Below are 17,803 nucleotides of genomic sequence, written 5' to 3'. Positions count from 1 at the left end.
TTTTACCAAGGAAATTCTCGACTAATATTCTGGTTAAACTTTTCTTGGGCCAATAATTTTTGCAAACGTTCACGCTGGCGAGATTCGTACCCATTGCAGACAAACTGAGCTTCTTTGGAATCCGGCACAATTTCCGGTAAAACTATACTTTTGTCAGTGACCACAAAAGTCGAAAAACAAGTCAAACCTAAAAACCGTTCACCAGTCTTCAAGTGTTCACCGATAATCTTGGTAAAAACTTCAATTGAACGCTTACCAACACCCGAGACATAAGATTCCGTACACATCGAATCTTGCAATGTAAATGGCAAAATAAAGTTAACTTGATCCACCGAAGCCGTCACCGTTTGATTTCGAGCAATCCGGGCCGCCGCAATCGAAGAATTATCGTCAATCGTCATCAAAGTCTTACCACCAAAGACAGTTTCGTGTTCATTCAAGTCAGAAGAAAACACTCGATGGTTACTAATTGATAAAGTAGAACTACATTTTACAGTTGTCATAATTTTTACCTCGTATGTAAAAAAATAAGCCACAAATGCATAGGCATTAATGACTTTTATAATTATTCAACTGATCCCTCCCGGGATCGAACCGGGGACCTACTGCTTAGGAGGCAGTTGCTCTATCCAACTGGGCCAAGGGACCAAAAACACTATATAAGAATTATAACATTAACTCATAAGCTGAAAAGGCAAAAAATCTCTATAAATCAGACTTAGTCTAATTTTATAGAGATTTTTTAATTCAAACCATTAATTTTTCTTAACGTGTTTACCCTTATTCTTTTGGTCACGCAAACGTTTCTTGGCCTTAGGTTTATCCTTTTTAGCAGCCGGAACGATCTTTTTAACTGGTTTCTTCGAAAGAGTTCCGTCAGTCTTCAAGTAAACTTTACCAATTTCCAATCCAGTGAAATCACGTAAGTTCTTTAAATCATGACTGTTACCAAAAGTAATTACCTTACCGCTCTTACCCATTCTTCCTGTCCGACCAGCACGGTGAACGTATTCACTGTCGTCGCGCGGAATCATATAATTAACGATTGTCGTAATATTATTGATATCCATCCCACGAGCAGCCACGTCAGTCGTCAACAACAAGTTAACTTTCTTGCTGGCAAACAAACTGATGGCGTTTTTCCGCTGTTGTGAGGACATCTTGCTATCCAAAGCCGCAAAATTGGTCTTGTCATGATTCAAATCACTGATAGTCTTATGCAGTGATCTGGAGTTATTGAAAAAGACGATTCCGAGAAACTTCTTATTATGTGCCAACTCACGCACTAAAGCGTTTTTAACAAAATCACTATTAGCATCAATAAAATAGTGCTTAATTCCTGCCGTGTAAGTCGTATCATTTCTTTGGTCAATAATCTCAAAGTCTTGGCCAAACCACTTGTGCATATCCTTGAACGTCTCAACCCCAGTAGCGGAGAAGAAAGTCATCTGCACATCAGCTGGCATTTGGGCAATCGTTTGACGAACCGGTTCAAGTTTTGTTTCATTCAACATTTCATCCGCTTCATCAACAATCACAGAATTGACATTACCCAGTTTGATCTTACGAGCTTGTGTCAATTCGTTCAAACGGCCCAAAGTTGCCACAATGATCTCGGGTTTTTCTTTTAACTTCTTCAATTGACGTTGGGGGTTAGCTCCACCAGTAATAGCTTGAACCTTGCAATCAACAAGTTTTGCTAACGGTTGGATCACGTCACGAACTTGCATCGCTAATTCTTGAGAAGGTTCTAAAATTAAAATTTGTAAACCATCTTTTGGAACTAAGGTTTCTAACATTGGCATCACAAAAGCTAACGTCTTACCCGAACCAGTTGGTGCCATGGCCACAAAGTCACGTCCCTCTTTAAATGGTAGGTAAACTGCTTCTTGAATCTTTGTTAGAGCTGTAAATTGATTTTGCTTAAAGTAAGCTTGATATAATTTTGGTATTTCCACTTTATTTTTCCTCATCTGCGCCGAAAACAAGTCCTGCACTCGTTCTGGCCTGTTCTAGAATTCTATTTACAATTCTAGCGTACTTCAAGAGTTTTTCATAAGTTTCTTGATCATTTTCATTAATTATTCTGGCAAATTCACTAGCTTCAGAATCCATCGGATTGTCAGACTTTTGGGTTGGAATCGTAGTGATATTCTTATTTTCATCTGCCAACTTAATATGCGTGATATCTCCGCCGCTATCCATCAATAAAGTTTTCTTATTAAAGTAGATTTCAGATTGTAGATAAGAATTCTTCGTCTTACCAATCAACATATTGACGTCAAAGTCAGGATACTTCAAAGTCAGACTACCTGAGCCGTCGATACCAGAGGACAAAACTTCAGGAGTATAGCCGACCTTGTCCGGTTGTCCAAACAAGACGACTGCATCATAAATCGTGTAGACACCCAAATCATACAAGGCTCCTCCGGAAAACTTAGGGTTGAAAATATTAGGCAATTTACCCGCTTTGAAAGCATCGTAGCGACTAGAATACTTCATGTATGAAATCGTAGCTCCACTTAATTCTGAGCGATTGTCGTCCACATATTCTTGAATCTTTTTGAAAATCGGTTCGTGAATGTGTCTGGCAGCTTCAAATAAGAACAACTTATTCTCATGTGCCAAGTCATCCAAAATAGTAAATTCTCTAACCGTTGACGTGCTAGGCTTTTCCACAATAACATTCTTGCCATTTTCCAAGGCCAATTTTGCCTGTCCAAAGTGCAAGCCATTTGGGGAAGCAATATAAACTGTATCAAAGTCGTCACTCTTGAAGAATTCGTTCAAATCAGTGCTGACTCTGATTTCTGTCTTCTTTAAATCATCAATAAATTGTTGAGCTTTTTGTGTCGTTCTTGAATAAACATGTGTTAATTCAAAAGATTTTGTGATATCGCATGCATTGACAAACTGTTCTGTGATCCAATTCGTTCCAATTATTCCTAATTTAATCATAAAATCACCTCACACTAATTTTACTTTTATGTAAGCGTAATTACTACCAAAAAACTCCCAAGAATCTATCAATATGTTATATAATCGAAACTTAGGCTATTTTAAAGGTCTTTCTTTTGAGTGGCTAGTGGTCGTTCTTTAGTTTAGGTAGTGTTACATTGCCGTCGTCCGTTCGGCTTTGTGGACGCTGGAACGCGGTGGGCACAACTTGAAGCCAATTCCAAAAGCGGGAATTGTCTCCAAGCTTGGCCTTCTTGTAAGTGCTAAAGCACTAACAAGAATTTCACGGCTGAGCATCCACAAAGCTGTCACTCCCGACTATATAACACCTCTTATTTTTTATTCAAATTAATTCGAGATTGAATAGTGCTCGCTATTGTTTTAAATACATTTAGTACTTAAAAGATAGAATAAGTAAATTAATTTGAGATTCCCTTACTACTTCAAAATAGAGCACAAATTCCTACTTGAATGGAAAACAAATAATACATAGAAATGTTATTTAGTCCGGAATAGCAAAGCCGATTTGGCTCAGATGTGAAATTATTCTTAGCAATTTATTGCTTAGAATAAGGCCGAGCTTGGAGACTTTTTCCGGTTTTGAAAAAGGCTTCAAGTCGTGCCCACATCGTTCCAGCCAAAATCGGCTTTGCTATGGAGGACGGCATATTACACCAATAAAACAAAAGAAAGAACCTTTTTGAGAGGGGTAATTTTGCCTTATGGATTCAGAAACAGAAAAATTTAGTCTGAAACGGGACCTCGGGTTCTTTTCAGCACTGTCGACTGTAATGGGACTAGTTATTGGTGGTGGAGTCTTCTTCAAGATCTCTAGTGTTACCGCCGCAACTGGTAGTGCTAGTTTAACCATCCTCGTTTGGTTACTAGCCGGTTTTATTACGATCAATGCCGGGCTGACAATTGCAGAACTTGCTTCAGCGATTCCGGTAGCCGGTGGTATTTATAAATATATTGAGTATATCTACGGTAAAATACCTGCTTTTCTTCTTGCTTGGGCACAATCAGTTATTTACTACCCAGCAGGAATCTCAGCATTATCAATTATTTTTGCAACGCAAGTAATGAACCTTTGTAATATTGATAAAGTTTGGCAAATTCCAATTGCAATTTCTTTAGCGGTTTTCCTCTACTTAGTAAATCTGCTCGGAGCCAAAGTTGGTGGTGGCATTCAAACCATCTCACTGATTGCTAAGTTGATTCCAATTGTCTTGATCATTATCGTGGGGATTTTTACTAAGTCTAGTAATCCAGTTTCACTCTTTCCTGTTACTGCTGGAAGTCACGCAAGTTTTTGGTCATCCCTTGGTGGTGGCCTGTTAGCTACAATGTTTGCCTTTGACGGTTGGATGAATGTCGGAAGCTTAGCTGGTGAAATGAAGCGTCCTGAAAAGGATTTGGCTAAATCAATCATCATTGGCTTGTTCGCTATCACTTTGATTTACGTTTTGATCAGTTTTGTCTTCATCAAAGAATTACCATTCAACTTGATTCCTGGTAATCAAAACGCCGCTTCCGAATCTGCTATCAGAATTTTCGGTGAGATCGGTGGAAAAATTGTGACAATTGGTATTCTGATTTCCGTTTTCGGTTCTGTCAACGGTTATACGATGACTGGTGCACGTGTCACTTACGTTTTAGGAGCAGACGACGATATCGTCTTTTCTAAGTTCTTCTCCAAATTAACTAAAAATACTCGTGTGCCAGCAAATGCTGGTTTAGTGCAAACTATCATTGCTATCGTAATGATTTTCATGGGTAGTTTTGATTATTTAACTGACATGTTAGTCTTCGTCATGTGGATTTTCTCGATGATGATGTTTGTGGGAGTTTTCATTTTACGAAAGAAAGAACCCCAACTAACACGTCCTTACAAGATCAACTTTTATCCGATTCCACCAATTATTGCTTTGATTGGTGGAGCTTATATCATCATTTCCACACTTTTCCGGCAACCCGGATTAGCTTTCATGGGAATTGGTATTACATTGCTTGGTTTACCTGTTTACTATATTCACTATTTGAACAAAAAGAAGTCGCTATGATGGCGGCTTTTTTTATTTGAGGTTATACTTTTGGTAGAGTCCAATAGACTAAAAAGGTGAATTCTTATGAACATTGATTTTCAAAATAAGTTTGAAAAAAATTTGATTCATTTAGCACTTAAATTTCAAAAACTATTGATTTATCGCATTATTCAAAAGACCTTACTTTTGGTTTTTCCATTTGCACTCTTTGGCAGTTTCATACGGATAATTCAGACAGTCGTCATTGGTAAAGAGGGATTCTTAACTGATGTTTTCCCAACCATCAATAACGACTTTTTGAATCGCCAAATTGAAAATATCTGTGCCGGACTTTACAATTTGTCACTAGGATTCATTTCCGTGATGGCAATTTTTGGAGCCGCCAAATATACCGCCAAACACTTCAAGCGTGATGACCAATTAGCAGGTGTCACTGGCATCAGTTTTTACCTAATTGTCGATTACAGCTATTCTAAACTACAGCCATTCTCATTCCACCCGCAAATTTTGGGTTTACGAGGACTTCTGTTTGCGATGATCTCCGGTATTTTCATCGGTTGGATCTTCAAAAAAGCTAGTCGGCCTATTCCTATCAGTGAAAGTGAGCAAAATATTTGGCAACGTTCATTCATCTCGGTTCGTCCAATCGTTATCTCATTACTGGTGGCAATCGTGTTGAGTACCCTGATCAACATCACCTACTACGCCGAAGCCCCGGGAAACTTCATCAACGCCGTGGCTTCCGAGTATTCATCCAAGAGTAATCTCGGTCAGATCAGCAAGACTTTGATTTTCTCCGTCTACACTTTAGTGATGTCTTTTCTTGGGTGGTCGGGTACTTACTCATCTCTCGGTGTGGAAAAAATGGATAAACTGTCAACTATCAATCTCAATTACGCTTTGGATCACCACACTGCTTGGAATGCCCCCAATCCTTTCACTAGTTCATCTTTGTACCATGCATTTGCGACCTTTGGTGGGACTGGTGCAGTGCTAGGTTTGATTATCGCTATCTTGATCATTTCTCAGGACAAGGACTATCAAACTGTTGCTCGCTGGTCGATCATCCCTAGTCTTTTCAATATTAGTAGCGGCCTGATGACGGGAATTCCAATCTTATTTAATGTCATTTTCTTAATTCCTTTCATCCTAGCTCCTTTAGCCAACATGTTAATGGCAGCCTTAGCAATTCAATTGCATTTAATGCCCCCTAGCGTCTATCCTGTGCCCGTTGGAACTCCTGGACCACTAACTGCTTTCGTTGGAACAAACGGCAGCTGGCAAGCCTTAGGATTCTCAATTTTGGCAATCGTAATTTCAACTTTGATCTACATACCTTTTGTCAAAATGGCCATCAAAGTTAAACAATTAGATGACTTAACCTCTGAAGAAGGTGAACATTAATGCGTTCCAGAACCTTAAGAAAAAACAAAAATTTCAAATACTTAGTGGCAATGGCGCTATTTTTCATCCTGCTCGGTATTCCTTCTTACATTTGGACGAAAAAAAATGTTACTACTTTAGCAGGCAGATACAATTCACCCATGACACCAATCATCATGATTCCGGGTTCGAGTGCTTCTGCCAATCGATTCGACAATCTAGTTAAAACTATCAACAGTAAATACGGTGAACATCATAGCCTATTAAAGATGACCGTTCACTTAGACGATTCCATCTCCTATACCGGCAAAATCAGAGCTAATGATACTCAACCATTTATCGTTGTAGGTTTTGACAACAATAAAGATGGCTATTCCAACATTCAAAAACAAGTTCAATGGTTCAATATCGCCTTCAACGCCATTAAGAAACGATACCGTTTCAATACTTTTAATGCCTTCGGACACTCAAATGGCGGTCTAATTTGGACCATCTTCTTGGAAAAGTATTTTGACGATTCAACCATGACCCTCAACCAATTGCTAACCGTCGGTACACCATACAATTTCGAAGAAAAGAACAGTTCAAATCGTACCCAAATGCTCAATGACCTAATCAAAGCTAGAGACAAGATTCCTAAGAATCTAACCTACTATTCCATCGCCGGAACCCAACTTTACACCGACGACGGCATCGTCCCACTAGGCAGCGTTGATGCCGGAAAGTACATTTACGAAGGCCAAATCAAACACTATACACTAGTAACCTTGACCGGCAGTAAAGCACAACACTCCGACATGATTGCCAGCAACCAATTTATCAACATTTTCCACCAGTACATCATTGGCAACGGCGTAACCAATCCAGATTCACCCGACAGCAAACAAAGCGCAATAGCAAATAACTAACTGTTACCGTCCTAATGCCGTCTTCCGCAACGGCTCTGGGAAACGCTGGAACGCTGTGGGCACGACTTGAAGCTTACGCAAAGTACGCGTAATCTCCAAGCTCGGCCTTCCACATAAGCGCTAAAGCGCTAAGTGGAATTTCACAGCTGAGCATTTCCCAGAGCCGTTGCTCCAGACTAAATAGTGTTTTCTATCATATATCCCAAACAATTTAAAAAATAGAAATAGCACCTATTTTCAATATACGTATGATTAATTAATATCAATTACGTACTATCGAAGAATAGATGCTATTTTTTAGTTGCTTTAAATTTTGTTTCTTTTATTTCAAATAGAATCGAATCCATACTATTAGGTTAGTAATAATACCATTTTGAATAGAACTATTATTCCTAAATAAACGGAAAGCATATAAAACATAGACCCGTTATTCAGTCCGGAGCAACAAACTCGATTTGGCTCAGTACTGAAATTTCACTTAGCGCTTTAGCGCTTACGTGAAAGGCCGAGCTTGGAAATGCCGCGCACTTTGCGGTAGTTTCAAGTCGTGCCCAGTACGTTCCAGCCAAAATCGAGTTTGTTGCAGAGGACGGCATACTACACCCCACAAGCAAAAACACCTTGTATTAAGACAAAATTTTAAATACAATTGGCTTATGGTATATATAGACTGGCAATTAAACTTGATTGCAAACTTCTGCTTGTTGTTCGCAATTTTACAACTAAAAAATTACTTTATTAGAGAATTCAATCCTTTGAAAATATTAATCGGTATAGCCTTAGCTTTGGTCTTTGGTTATATCGGTTTATTTTTGGACGATATTTTCATTCTCTTCTTTATTGGCCTACTTCTTTTGGTCTATCACCACGACATGCAAAAATCGATTTCCTTAGTCATGGCTTCCAATATCGTATTGGTCTTCTTTTGTCTAGCAACTTATACCGCTCGGATCATCTTTTTTGTTGCAAATAATCGTTGGCAATTGCGACTACTAGAAATTTATCAAGAATATTTTATTACTGCCTCATTGTTGATCAACTTACTGTACCTAGTGGTTTTTGTTTTAGTTGCTCAACGATTCCGCCATTCAACCGCCGAACTTTGGCTTCAAATTGAAAAATACCATTTGGGTAAGCGAGTACTTACTTTAACCTTCAGCGTACTCGTTTCATTTTTGGTCATTTTATTGATCAGTGATCTCCAAGCCGTGACAGCTACCATTCAAGCTAGTCTTATTCTGATTTTTTCCATCCTTTTAATTGTGGCTTATTACCAACTAGTTTTCTTCGTTCACACGATGGCGATTCAAAACGAGGCACGCGAAAAACTAGCTTACAACAAGCAACTCAACGAATATTTAACTAGTGTGCAGCAACAATACACCGAGCTGCGTAAGTTTAAACATGATTTTCAAAATATCATGCTGGCTATCAAACCGCTAGTCGACCAAAGCGATTCCCAGGAACTCAAGGATTATTACCAGGACATTGTTCCTGATGATGAAATGTCACTCGTCAATAAAGGCAATATTGCCCAAGTCAGCGCAATTGACAACGATCTGATTCGCGGACTGTTGATTCAGAAATTTTTCATCGCTAAAAGCAAACAGATCGACTTCAATTTGGAACTGACCCAAGCGCACTATCATTTCAACGTCGATATCGTAGTAGTTCGAATTTTGGGGATTTTGATCGACAATGCTCTCGAACACGTTACCAAAAATCGCGAAGTTACTTGTGCTATCAATCAAACTGAACAAACTACCGAAATCACGATTGATAACCCCTTGGAGAAAAAACTGAATCTCAATGAAATATTCCAAAGTGGTTACACAACTAAACAAGATCATACTGGTTTTGGTCTCAGTAACGTTCGAAAATTAATCAGTCAAACGAATAATCTCTTTTTAGACAGTAAAATCGTCAAAGGCCATTTGCTGATGACTTTAATTATCGTTGGAGGTGAGTAAATGTACCCAGTCTACCTACTAGAAGACAACCCGCTGCAGCGTGAAAAATTTGCGAAATATATACAAAACGGCATCGTCATCAATGATGCGGACATGCAATTAACTTGTGTAGCTTCTAATACTGAGGAATTCTTGCAACATCCCGCTCAGTTAGGATTGTATTTTTTAGATATGGAAATCAATGAAGATAAACTAGCCGGTTTAAATTTGGCGGAAAAAATTCGTCAAGAAGTTCCGCTAGCACAAATTATCTTCATCACGACTCACGGTGAGCTATCACTCACAACACTGGAAAGAAAAATTGCCCCGACAGATTACATTTTAAAAGACAAAGGTTTTGAAAATATCAAGCAGCGCATCACTGACGATATTCAAAGTGTTCAGGAAAAACTGCAATCTTACAGTCACTGCTCAAAGAATCTCCTCGACTATAAAATCGGCAGCCGCTACTTCTCAATTTTGATGGATGATTTGATCATGCTCTACACTAAAAAAGAAATCCCCGGTCGCATATTTATTATTACTAAAAATCAGTTAGCCGAATTCAATGGATCACTCAATACCTTTGAACAAGATTATCCTAATTTATTTCGCTGTAATCGTAGTTTCCTAGTCAATTTAGACAACGCTACTAGCTTTGATAGCAAAACCAGACAATTGACCTTCATCGATGGTTCAAGCTGTGAAGTTTCTTTTAGAAAGAATAAAGAGTTGATCAAAAGATTCAATCATAAGTAGAGAGTGGAACAAGCCGCTTAGACTCAGACAGATAGCCTAATTTCACGAATTGCACACCGGGCTTGTGTGTGATTTGGGGAATGTAGCTATATGGCTGAGTCTGGCTTGTGTAACTCGTTTCAACTAGAGAGTGGAACAAGAGCGGTCAGCTCCCGGAGGATAACGTAATTTCAGGAACTGCTCGTCGCACTTTGCGAGTGATTCTTGAAATTTTGTTATCTCGGAGGGGGTTGCTCTTGTGTAACTCGTTTCAACTAGAGAGCAGGACATAAAAAGGTCATTCAAATATTAAATCAAATAGCACCGGATAATCACTCTTTGATTACCCGGTGCTATTTTTTTAAGAAGAAATTACAATGTCATGTTCCTCGTTTATGCTGCAAGTTTAGGAGTAAAAAATAGTTATGTCCCAAACTCTCTTCATTTTAATTCCGACCAACGAGCGCATCCAAACTGACTCCATAGACATCGGCAAAGCGAATTATTGTATAAATATCGGGAGTACGAGTACTGTGCTCATATTTAGATATCGTTGTAATATCAACATGCAGCATCTTCGAAACTTCACGTTCCGACAACTTACATTGCTTACGGCATTCACGTAAATTATTACCTAAAATAGTCTTCTCACGATTTAATGACTCTCTCATAAGATCCCTCAATTCCTAGTTATGGAAACATTATATTTCAGAATTAATAAATGAACCATAAACTTCTATGAACGTAACAAATTTGCCGATTAACGTTAACCAAAAATTTTTAAGAAACCAAATACGATCAAAAAAGCCGCAAATAACATACTAAATACTACTGCAATAATCGAAAAGACCATCGGAGCCGATTGATGACGCATATTATCAAAATATTGCTTCGAAACAAACACTTGCCAGACTCCCAAAGCTAAGGCACCCAGACCCATGATTAGATTCATTCAATCACCTTAATTATCTATTTTCCATTATTTTAGCATATAAAAAGCCTTCCAAGTTTTTGATTAGCTTAGAAGGCTTTTAATTATTATTTATTTCAATGTTAAAGCAACAACACTTTCAATATGGTTAGTCATTGGGAACATATCAACTGGTGTTACGTCGCCAATCTCGTATGTATCACTTAACAATGACAAATCACGTGCCAAAGTTGCTGGGTTACAACTGATGTAGACAATTTTCTTAGGTTGGATATTCTTCAATGAATCGATCAATGAATTAGCCAATCCTTTACGTGGTGGGTCGACCATCAAGACATCAACTGACATGTTGTTCTTAGCCCATTCATCTAGAACGTCTTCAGTTTTACCAACAACAAAGTCAGCATTTTCGATACCGTTTAGTTTGGCATTTTGGTCAGCATCCTTAACGGCATCTTCGATAACTTCAATTCCAGTGACATGTTTAGCTTTATCAGCCAACGACAAACCAATCGTACCGATACCAGAATACGCATCGACTACTTCTTCTTTGCCCGTCAATTCAGCTTTATCAATGGCCATCTTGTACAAGTTTTGTGTTTGAACTGGGTTAACTTGATAGAAAGATCTTGGTGAAATTCGATAAGTATGTCCCAAAATCTTATCATCAATGTACTTCTTACCAGCCAACAAGGTCATTTCTTGACCGAAAATCACGTTAGTATTCTTCGAGTTGACGTTCAAATACAATGACTTCACATCAGGATTGTCCATGATTTCGTTAGTGATGTCTTTGTAATGAGAAATGTCACGGGTTCTAGAAACCAAAACAACCATCATTTCACCAGTAAAGTAGGCGCGACGAACCATGATAGTTCTGATTTGGCCTTTTTGATTTTCTTCATCAAAGCCACGGACTTTATATTTTCTCAAGATGTCACGAACCTTGATGATCTCTTCATCAATCTTTGGATCTTGAATCAAGAAGTTTTCCATTGGTACGAGGTCATGTGAGCGACGACGATAAAAGCCAGTTGTCAATTTACCATTGATCTGTCTAACCGGAACTTGGGCCTTGTTACGATAATTGAATGGTGATTCCATCCCTAAAGTTTCGTTTACAACGACATCTTTTAAACCGATCTTATTGAAATCGACAACGACTTGATTACGTTTGAATTCAAGTTGCTTGTCGTACTTCAAATGACTCAAAGGAGCAATTCCAGTTTGAGCATAGATTGCATCGATGTCGTGAACACGGTCAGGAGACTCTTTAATGACGTCCAAAGTTCTCGCAAAGCCAAAGTTTTTGTTAATACGAGTAATAACCGCATTAACTACTTCACCAGGCAAAGCGTTGTCGACAAACAAAGTAAAGTCATCAACTTTGGCGACACCCTTACCTTCATAAGACAAGTCTTCAATTGTCAGTTCAATTTTTTGGTTCTTCTTTAAATTAGGTTTTTGCATTTTTCCTCTTTACACAGAAAAAAGAAGTGTCCAAAACTGATCCACTTCCAATTTCTTTTTTTATTTCTTATCTTTATTTTTATTATCTAGATTGCGTTCTTCTTCGATAATCTTTTCTCCAGCGTCTTTTTCACTGAGAGTTGAACTACTAATGGCCTTGAGTGGAATTGAATCTACATTTGCATAGATGTTCAAATGCTTATGTAAATTGATAAATTCCATTGGAGCATCCCCACCGTATTCACCATCGAGATTAACCATCAAGCGGTTCTCATCGTTGGCGTGAACGGAGATTCGTTTCGTCTTCGTATAAATAACTTTTGGATTATTAACGTGACGTCCACCGTTTAAAACTAAGGCAATCAAATGTACTAAATCTCTTAAATTAGTTTCTTTAACGATAATCAATGAAAATGTCCCATCACCAATGACCGAATCAGGAGCAATTTGCTCCATTCCACCGATTGAATTCGTTAAACCAATCAAGAACATCGTGGCTTTGCCGTCAAAGACACCCTCGTCATATTCGATGTGCATATCGATTGGACTAACCCGAGGCAACATTTCAGCACCTTTAACTAAATAAGCTAGATAGCCCAAAATGGACTTGTAGGCTGAGGGAACTTCATAAGTTAATTCCGTCATTGAGCCACCACCGGCAATGTTGATAAAGTATTTAGAGCCTGCTTGGCCAATATCAACCGGCAACTTTTGGCCCTTCAAAATAACTTTAGCAGCTTCGACAACGTCATCTCTTGGTATTTTCAACGCACGAGCGTAATCGTTGGTCGTCCCAGCTGGGATAATAGCCATTTCTGGACGATTTTCAAGGTCAGCAATCCCATTGACGACCTCGTTGATCGTACCGTCTCCTCCGGCAGCAACGATTAAATCAAAGCCTTCCTTAGCTACTCTTCTAGCTTCATTTTTAGCTGAGTTTTTTTTAGGTGTAGTTCGGTAAGCACTAGCCTCATAACCAGCTTTTTCAATAATATTCAAAATGTCTCCAACATTACTGTTCATAGTCTCATGACCTGAAGTTGGATTATAAATAAGTCTAGCACGCATATCTTTCCCTCACTAACGACTCTTTAACTCTTCCATCAAAATCTTATTAACAACCTTTGGATTAGCTTGTCCGTGTGTTTGTTTCATGATTTGACCAACCAAGAAACCAACAGCACGATCTTTACCATTCTTAAAGTCATCGATTGATTGTTGATTATTATCGAGAATTTCTAAAATCATTGGTTTCAATACTGCTGGATCAGACTCTTGTACAAGTCCTTTATCCTTAACCCATTTTTCTGGTTCAGTACCATTAGTAATTGTTTCTTTGAAGACCTTTTTAGCAATCTTCGAAGAAATAGTTCCGTTAGAAATCAAATTGATCATCTTAGCCAAGTGTTCTGGTGTCAACTCAGTATCTAAAAGACCAATCTTCTTTTCATTCAAGTATCCGTTAACTTCACCCATCAACCAGTTAGAAACTAGTTTTGGATTAGCATCATAAGATACAGCTTCATCAAAGAAGTCTGACATTTCCTTAGTATCAGTCAAGACACCAGCATCGTATTCAGGAATACCCAATTCGTTGATGTAACGAGCACGTCTTTTAGCAGCTGATTCTGGCAAGCTAGCTTTGATTTCTTCGATCCAAGCTGGAGCAATGTCGTAATCTGGTAAATCAGGTTCTGGGAAGTAACGATAATCATCTGCACCAGACTTAACACGCATTAAGAATGTTTCGCCAGTCTTTTCATCAAAACGTCTTGTTTCTTGGCCAATTGTACCACCACTCTTTAAAATAGCGGCTTGTCTTTGTTCTTCATAAGCTAGACCTAATCTAACGTGGTTGAAAGAGTTCAAGTTCTTCAACTCAACTTTTGTACCATAAGTATCTGAACCAACTGGGCGAATCGAAATATTAGTATCGACACGCATTGATCCTTCTTCCATCTTAACATCAGATGCACCAGTAAACTGGATAATCTTACGAAGATTTTCAAGATATTGGTAAGCTTCTTCTGGTGAATGCATATCAGGCTTTGAAACAATTTCAATTAATGGTGTACCTTGACGGTTCAAATCGACATAGGAATAACCATTGTTACCGTGAGTATTCTTACCAGCATCTTCTTCGACGTGAAGTTCTTCGATACCAATTTTCTTCTTTTGACCATCAACTTCAATTTCAATATAACCATCATGCCCTAATGGCTTGTCTTGTTGAGTAATTTGATAAGCCTTGGGATTATCTGGATAGAAGTAATTTTTACGATCAAAATGAGTATGGTTTTCAATGTTAGCATTCAAAGCTAAGCCAACCATGATACCAAGACGATAAGCATTCTTGTTAACTGTTGGTAATGTACCTGGGAAACCAAAATCAATTACGTTGGTATTAATATTAGATTCAGCACCATAAGCAACGGGTGATGGACTATACATCTTTGAATTAGTCTTTAATTCAACGTGGACTTCCAGTCCGATAGTTGTTTCAAAATTCATTAGTCTTCCCCCTTTAGTGCAGTTGGTATTTGTTCATAAAATTTATTTTCTTCTTGTAATGCAAAAGCAGCATTCAAGACACTTTGTTCAGCAAATGGCTTACCGATAATTTGAAGGCCAACTGGTAATCCTTCAGCAAGTCCAGCTGGAACTGAAGCGGCTGGAAGACCAGCTAAGTTAGCAGGAATTGTCAAAATATCGTTCATGTACATTGCCAATGGATCGTCAACTTTTTCACCAATCTTGAAAGCAGGTGTTGTAGTTGATGGTCCCATAATTAAATCATAATCCTTTAGGACATTTGTCATTTCTTTAATAAAGATAGTTCTAACTTCAGCAGCTTTCTTGAAGTAAGCATCATAAGCACCGGCAGACAAAGCGAAAGTACCTAACATAATACGACGTTTTACTTCTGAACCAAAGCCTTCTGAACGAGAGTTAACGAACAAGTCATTGATGTTCTTAACATCTTTTGCACGATATCCATAACGAACACCATCATATCTTTGCAAGTTAGATGAAGCTTCACTAGATGCCAAGACATAGTAAACTTCAACCGCATGCTTCAAAGTTGGTAGGCTGACTTCTTCAACCGTTGCTCCCATTTTTTTGTATGACTCTAATGCTTTATTGATGTTATCTAAGACATCTTGATGGGTACCTTCTTGCCAGAATTCCTTAGGAACAGCAATCTTTACCCCTGTCATGTCTTTGTTCAAATTAGCACGGTAGTCAGGAACTTCTTTTTCTGAGCTAGTAGCATCATGATCATCGTGACCAGCGATAACTGATAAAACAGAAGCTGAATCTTCAACACGTTTTGTCATGACACCAACTTGGTCAAGACTTGATGCAAAGGCAATAACGCCCCAACGAGAAACACGACCGTAAGTTGGTTTGATTCCGAAAATACCATTAAAAGCAGCTGGTTGTCTGATTGAACCACCAGTATCAGTACCTAAAGCGGCAACTACTTGACCACTGGCAACAGCGGCAGCAGAACCACCAGATGAACCACCAGGAACACGACTGAAGTCCCAAGGATTAACAGATGTTCCAAAGTGAGAAGTTTCTGTGGATGAACCCATAGCAAATTCATCAAGGTTGGTTTTACCGATATCGATTGCACCGGCTTTATCCAATTTATCCATAACTGTAGCGTTGTATACAGGCATGAAATTGTACAAGATCTTACTTGCAGCAGTAGTCTTGATACCATTTGTCACGATATTATCCTTAATAGCGATAGGAATACCAGACAATGGTCCCTTAATACCGTCAGCGTCAATTTTCTTAGCATCGTCAACAGCTTTGTCATTAACGGTGATAAAAGTATTAAGTTTGTCTTCTTTGGCATTGATTTCAGTCAAAGTTTGCTTAGTTAGTTCTTCTGCAGTCAATTCTTTGTCGGATAATTTCTTATGCAACGAATCGATTGTTTCCTTCATGTAATCCACTATTCATCGTCCTCCTTGTCAACAATTGTAGGTACTTTAATAAGGTTGTTGTCAGTTTCGGGAACATTTTCCAACATTTGTTCTCTAGTTTGAGTATGAATTCCCTTATCTTCACGAAAGACGGTTTGTGTGTCACCCATATTGTAAGTTGGCTCTACGCCAGTTGTGTCAACACTTGCCAAATTATCTTCCATATTAACAATTTTGCCTAATTGACTGACAAAATCATCTACTTCATCATCTTGAAGTTTTAAGTTAGCTAATTTAGCAACGTGTAAAATTTCATCTTTTGAAATCATTTAGTTTCTCCTTTTTTAATCTGCATCATAAACGTGTGAAGTGAATTTACCATTCGAACGTGTCACAAAGGCTTGCTGCTCATCGACAGTTTGAATACTGATATCCAAATCTGCTCCTGAAGGCAAGTACTTCGAAGCACTCTGTTGTACGAATTGTGTAAAACTTGTAACCTGTGCCAAACCATCAAATTGCGTATTGATCGTAATATCCAATGACTTCAAAGTATCACCGTCATACTTAGCTTGAGCTGTTACCCCGGACAAGTTAGGGAAGTAATTTTGAATGTGATCTTTAAAGTTGGCAAAGGCATCAGCATCACTACTGTTAATGGCATTTTCACCATTAACAGTTGGTAACATTTGATTACGATAATTCAAATCTTTCCAGCTACCTAGACTATCACTCTTGCTGATGGAGTATTGGAAATAAGTTCCACCAACTAAAGTATCTTGTGGAGCAACCGAATACAAGGCTACGACAATTGGAATATTTCCAACTTCCTTATTAGCCCGAAGTCTTTTAACTACTTCTTTGGCAATTCTTTCGCCTTGTTCCTTTTGTTCTGCCGTACTGATAGAAGTCTTATAAGTTGCGCCATACTGCTTCTTTTGATAGTAATCGATCTTGTTCATCGCAATACCGATCGACATCCCTGCCAACTTGTATTTTCCATCTTGCTTAGTCAAATAATCTTCTTCCAGCATTTGTTGGAAATACATTGGTGCACGCTTGTTTTCATCCTTAGAACCATTGTCCTTAGGATTTAAACCAGTTGGATTGGACTTAGACTTCCTACCAAGCCAATCTACTACCTTACTAGCAGTCAAAACTTGTCCTTCTTGGAAAACATAATTGTTGGTTGAAAATTGTTTTTTCGACAGACTCATTAAGCCACTTTCAAAACTTCTACTATTAAATTGATTAGTATTGTCAGCAGCTGTGAGCCCAGAAATTGGACTTGTCTTGTACTTACCGCCACTTAATAAAACATCATAACTACTTGAATCAGACGAACTAGTCGTTTGGACACTTGTTTTGTTCGTGTCGCCACCACCTGATGACAAACTAGAATTTTGCAAGTTTCCACAGGCAGTCAACAGCAACGAACACATCAGTAATAACGATGTAGTTTTTAAGAATTTTTTCAAAACTG

The 17,803-nt window shown here is 38.4% G+C and carries 16 protein-coding genes and 1 tRNA gene; 5 read left to right on the top strand and 12 right to left on the bottom strand.

Annotation, left to right across the window (positions count from 1 at the left end; genetic code table 11):
• Positions 1 to 2 precede the first annotated feature (2 nt).
• The 4 genes from EGT49_RS02980 to EGT49_RS02965 all read right to left on the bottom strand — a co-directional run bounded on the left by EGT49_RS02980 (position 3) and on the right by EGT49_RS02965 (position 2,958).
• Positions 3 to 503, bottom strand: a complete 501-nt coding sequence (locus EGT49_RS02980) for an acyl-CoA thioesterase (RefSeq protein WP_135371478.1) — start codon at positions 501 to 503, stop codon at positions 3 to 5.
• A 71-nt stretch (positions 504 to 574) separates the two neighbouring features.
• Positions 575 to 648, bottom strand: a tRNA-Arg gene (locus EGT49_RS02975).
• Positions 649 to 755: 107 nt separating this feature from the next.
• Positions 756 to 1,958 carry a DEAD/DEAH box helicase gene (locus tag EGT49_RS02970; protein ID WP_135371477.1) on the bottom strand — a complete coding sequence of 401 codons (1,203 nt, stop codon included), beginning with the start codon at positions 1,956 to 1,958 and terminating at the stop codon, positions 756 to 758.
• A 1-nt stretch (position 1,959) separates the two neighbouring features.
• Positions 1,960 to 2,958, bottom strand: a complete 999-nt coding sequence (locus EGT49_RS02965) for a Gfo/Idh/MocA family protein (RefSeq protein WP_135371476.1) — start codon at positions 2,956 to 2,958, stop codon at positions 1,960 to 1,962.
• Between the two features lie 722 nt (positions 2,959 to 3,680).
• On the opposite strand from EGT49_RS02965, the gene EGT49_RS02960 reads away from it, so the two are divergent.
• From EGT49_RS02960 to EGT49_RS02940, 5 genes are all read left to right on the top strand, one after another.
• Positions 3,681 to 5,021 carry an APC family permease gene (locus tag EGT49_RS02960; protein ID WP_135371475.1) on the top strand — a complete coding sequence of 447 codons (1,341 nt, stop codon included), beginning with the start codon at positions 3,681 to 3,683 and terminating at the stop codon, positions 5,019 to 5,021.
• Positions 5,022 to 5,087: 66 nt separating this feature from the next.
• Positions 5,088 to 6,407, top strand: a complete 1,320-nt coding sequence (locus EGT49_RS02955) for a PTS transporter subunit EIIC (RefSeq protein ID WP_135371474.1) — start codon at positions 5,088 to 5,090, stop codon at positions 6,405 to 6,407.
• Positions 6,407 to 7,294 carry an alpha/beta hydrolase gene (locus EGT49_RS02950; protein ID WP_135371473.1) on the top strand — a complete coding sequence of 296 codons (888 nt, stop codon included), beginning with the start codon at positions 6,407 to 6,409 and terminating at the stop codon, positions 7,292 to 7,294. Before EGT49_RS02955 ends, EGT49_RS02950 begins: the two co-directional genes overlap by 1 nt.
• Before the next feature lie 755 nt (positions 7,295 to 8,049).
• Positions 8,050 to 9,264, top strand: a complete 1,215-nt coding sequence (locus tag EGT49_RS02945; protein WP_167849733.1) for a sensor histidine kinase — start codon at positions 8,050 to 8,052, stop codon at positions 9,262 to 9,264.
• Positions 9,265 to 10,002, top strand: a complete 738-nt coding sequence (locus tag EGT49_RS02940) for a response regulator transcription factor (protein WP_135371471.1) — start codon at positions 9,265 to 9,267, stop codon at positions 10,000 to 10,002.
• Between the two features lie 425 nt (positions 10,003 to 10,427).
• On the opposite strand, the gene EGT49_RS02935 is transcribed toward EGT49_RS02940, so the two are convergent.
• The 8 genes from EGT49_RS02935 to EGT49_RS02900 all read right to left on the bottom strand — a co-directional run bounded on the left by EGT49_RS02935 (position 10,428) and on the right by EGT49_RS02900 (position 17,798).
• Entirely contained in the window at positions 10,428 to 10,652 is a 225-nt protein-coding gene (locus EGT49_RS02935) for a helix-turn-helix domain-containing protein (protein ID WP_135371470.1), read from the bottom strand.
• Between the two features lie 95 nt (positions 10,653 to 10,747).
• Positions 10,748 to 10,933 (bottom strand): hypothetical protein, encoded by a 186-nt coding sequence (locus EGT49_RS02930; protein ID WP_135371469.1) that lies wholly within the window; start codon positions 10,931 to 10,933, stop codon positions 10,748 to 10,750.
• Positions 10,934 to 11,023: 90 nt separating this feature from the next.
• Positions 11,024 to 12,382: a 23S rRNA (uracil(1939)-C(5))-methyltransferase RlmD gene (rlmD, locus tag EGT49_RS02925; protein ID WP_135371468.1), complete on the bottom strand. Its 1,359-nt coding sequence runs from the start codon at positions 12,380 to 12,382 to the stop codon at positions 11,024 to 11,026.
• Between the two features lie 60 nt (positions 12,383 to 12,442).
• Positions 12,443 to 13,450 (bottom strand): diacylglycerol kinase, encoded by a 1,008-nt coding sequence (locus EGT49_RS02920; RefSeq protein WP_135371467.1) that lies wholly within the window; start codon positions 13,448 to 13,450, stop codon positions 12,443 to 12,445.
• 12 nt (positions 13,451 to 13,462) lie between these two features.
• Entirely contained in the window at positions 13,463 to 14,893 is a 1,431-nt protein-coding gene (gene gatB / locus EGT49_RS02915; RefSeq protein ID WP_135371466.1) for an Asp-tRNA(Asn)/Glu-tRNA(Gln) amidotransferase subunit GatB, read from the bottom strand.
• Complete coding sequence (gatA, locus tag EGT49_RS02910; RefSeq protein ID WP_135371465.1) at positions 14,893 to 16,350, bottom strand: Asp-tRNA(Asn)/Glu-tRNA(Gln) amidotransferase subunit GatA; 1,458 nt, start codon at positions 16,348 to 16,350, stop codon at positions 14,893 to 14,895. Before gatA ends, gatB begins: the two co-directional genes overlap by 1 nt.
• The gene (gene gatC, locus EGT49_RS02905; protein ID WP_135371464.1) at positions 16,350 to 16,649 is read right to left on the bottom strand and encodes an Asp-tRNA(Asn)/Glu-tRNA(Gln) amidotransferase subunit GatC; all 300 of its coding nucleotides are present in this window, start codon (positions 16,647 to 16,649) and stop codon (positions 16,350 to 16,352) included. The genes gatA and gatC overlap by 1 nt, the downstream gene beginning before the upstream one ends.
• Before the next feature lie 15 nt (positions 16,650 to 16,664).
• Positions 16,665 to 17,798, bottom strand: a complete 1,134-nt coding sequence (locus EGT49_RS02900) for a CamS family sex pheromone protein (protein WP_167849732.1) — start codon at positions 17,796 to 17,798, stop codon at positions 16,665 to 16,667.
• Positions 17,799 to 17,803: the final 5 nt, after the last annotated feature.

The organism is Companilactobacillus suantsaicola, from assembly GCF_004745525.1.
Taxonomy (GTDB): Bacteria; Bacillota; Bacilli; order Lactobacillales; family Lactobacillaceae; genus Companilactobacillus; species Companilactobacillus suantsaicola.
Note: the sequence above shows the minus strand (reverse complement) of the source record. Positions and strands in the feature narration are given on the sequence as shown.

Bases quoted from the DNA above. Each gene is read 5' to 3' on its own strand.
- EGT49_RS02920 (WP_135371467.1), bottom strand. From the start codon at position 13,450: ATGCGTGCTAGACTTATTTATAATCCAACTTCAGGTCATGAGACTATG.
- EGT49_RS02940 (WP_135371471.1), top strand. From the start codon at position 9,265: ATGTACCCAGTCTACCTACTAGAAGACAACCCGCTGCAGCGTGAAAAA.
- rlmD (WP_135371468.1), bottom strand. From the start codon at position 12,382: ATGCAAAAACCTAATTTAAAGAAGAACCAAAAAATTGAACTGACAATT.
- EGT49_RS02930 (WP_135371469.1), bottom strand. From the start codon at position 10,933: ATGAATCTAATCATGGGTCTGGGTGCCTTAGCTTTGGGAGTCTGGCAA.
- EGT49_RS02965 (WP_135371476.1), bottom strand. From the start codon at position 2,958: ATGATTAAATTAGGAATAATTGGAACGAATTGGATCACAGAACAGTTT.
- gatB (WP_135371466.1), bottom strand. From the start codon at position 14,893: ATGAATTTTGAAACAACTATCGGACTGGAAGTCCACGTTGAATTAAAG.
- EGT49_RS02980 (WP_135371478.1), bottom strand. From the start codon at position 503: ATGACAACTGTAAAATGTAGTTCTACTTTATCAATTAGTAACCATCGA.
- EGT49_RS02935 (WP_135371470.1), bottom strand. From the start codon at position 10,652: ATGAGAGAGTCATTAAATCGTGAGAAGACTATTTTAGGTAATAATTTA.
- EGT49_RS02955 (WP_135371474.1), top strand. From the start codon at position 5,088: ATGAACATTGATTTTCAAAATAAGTTTGAAAAAAATTTGATTCATTTA.
- EGT49_RS02960 (WP_135371475.1), top strand. From the start codon at position 3,681: ATGGATTCAGAAACAGAAAAATTTAGTCTGAAACGGGACCTCGGGTTC.
- EGT49_RS02950 (WP_135371473.1), top strand. From the start codon at position 6,407: ATGCGTTCCAGAACCTTAAGAAAAAACAAAAATTTCAAATACTTAGTG.
- gatC (WP_135371464.1), bottom strand. From the start codon at position 16,649: ATGATTTCAAAAGATGAAATTTTACACGTTGCTAAATTAGCTAACTTA.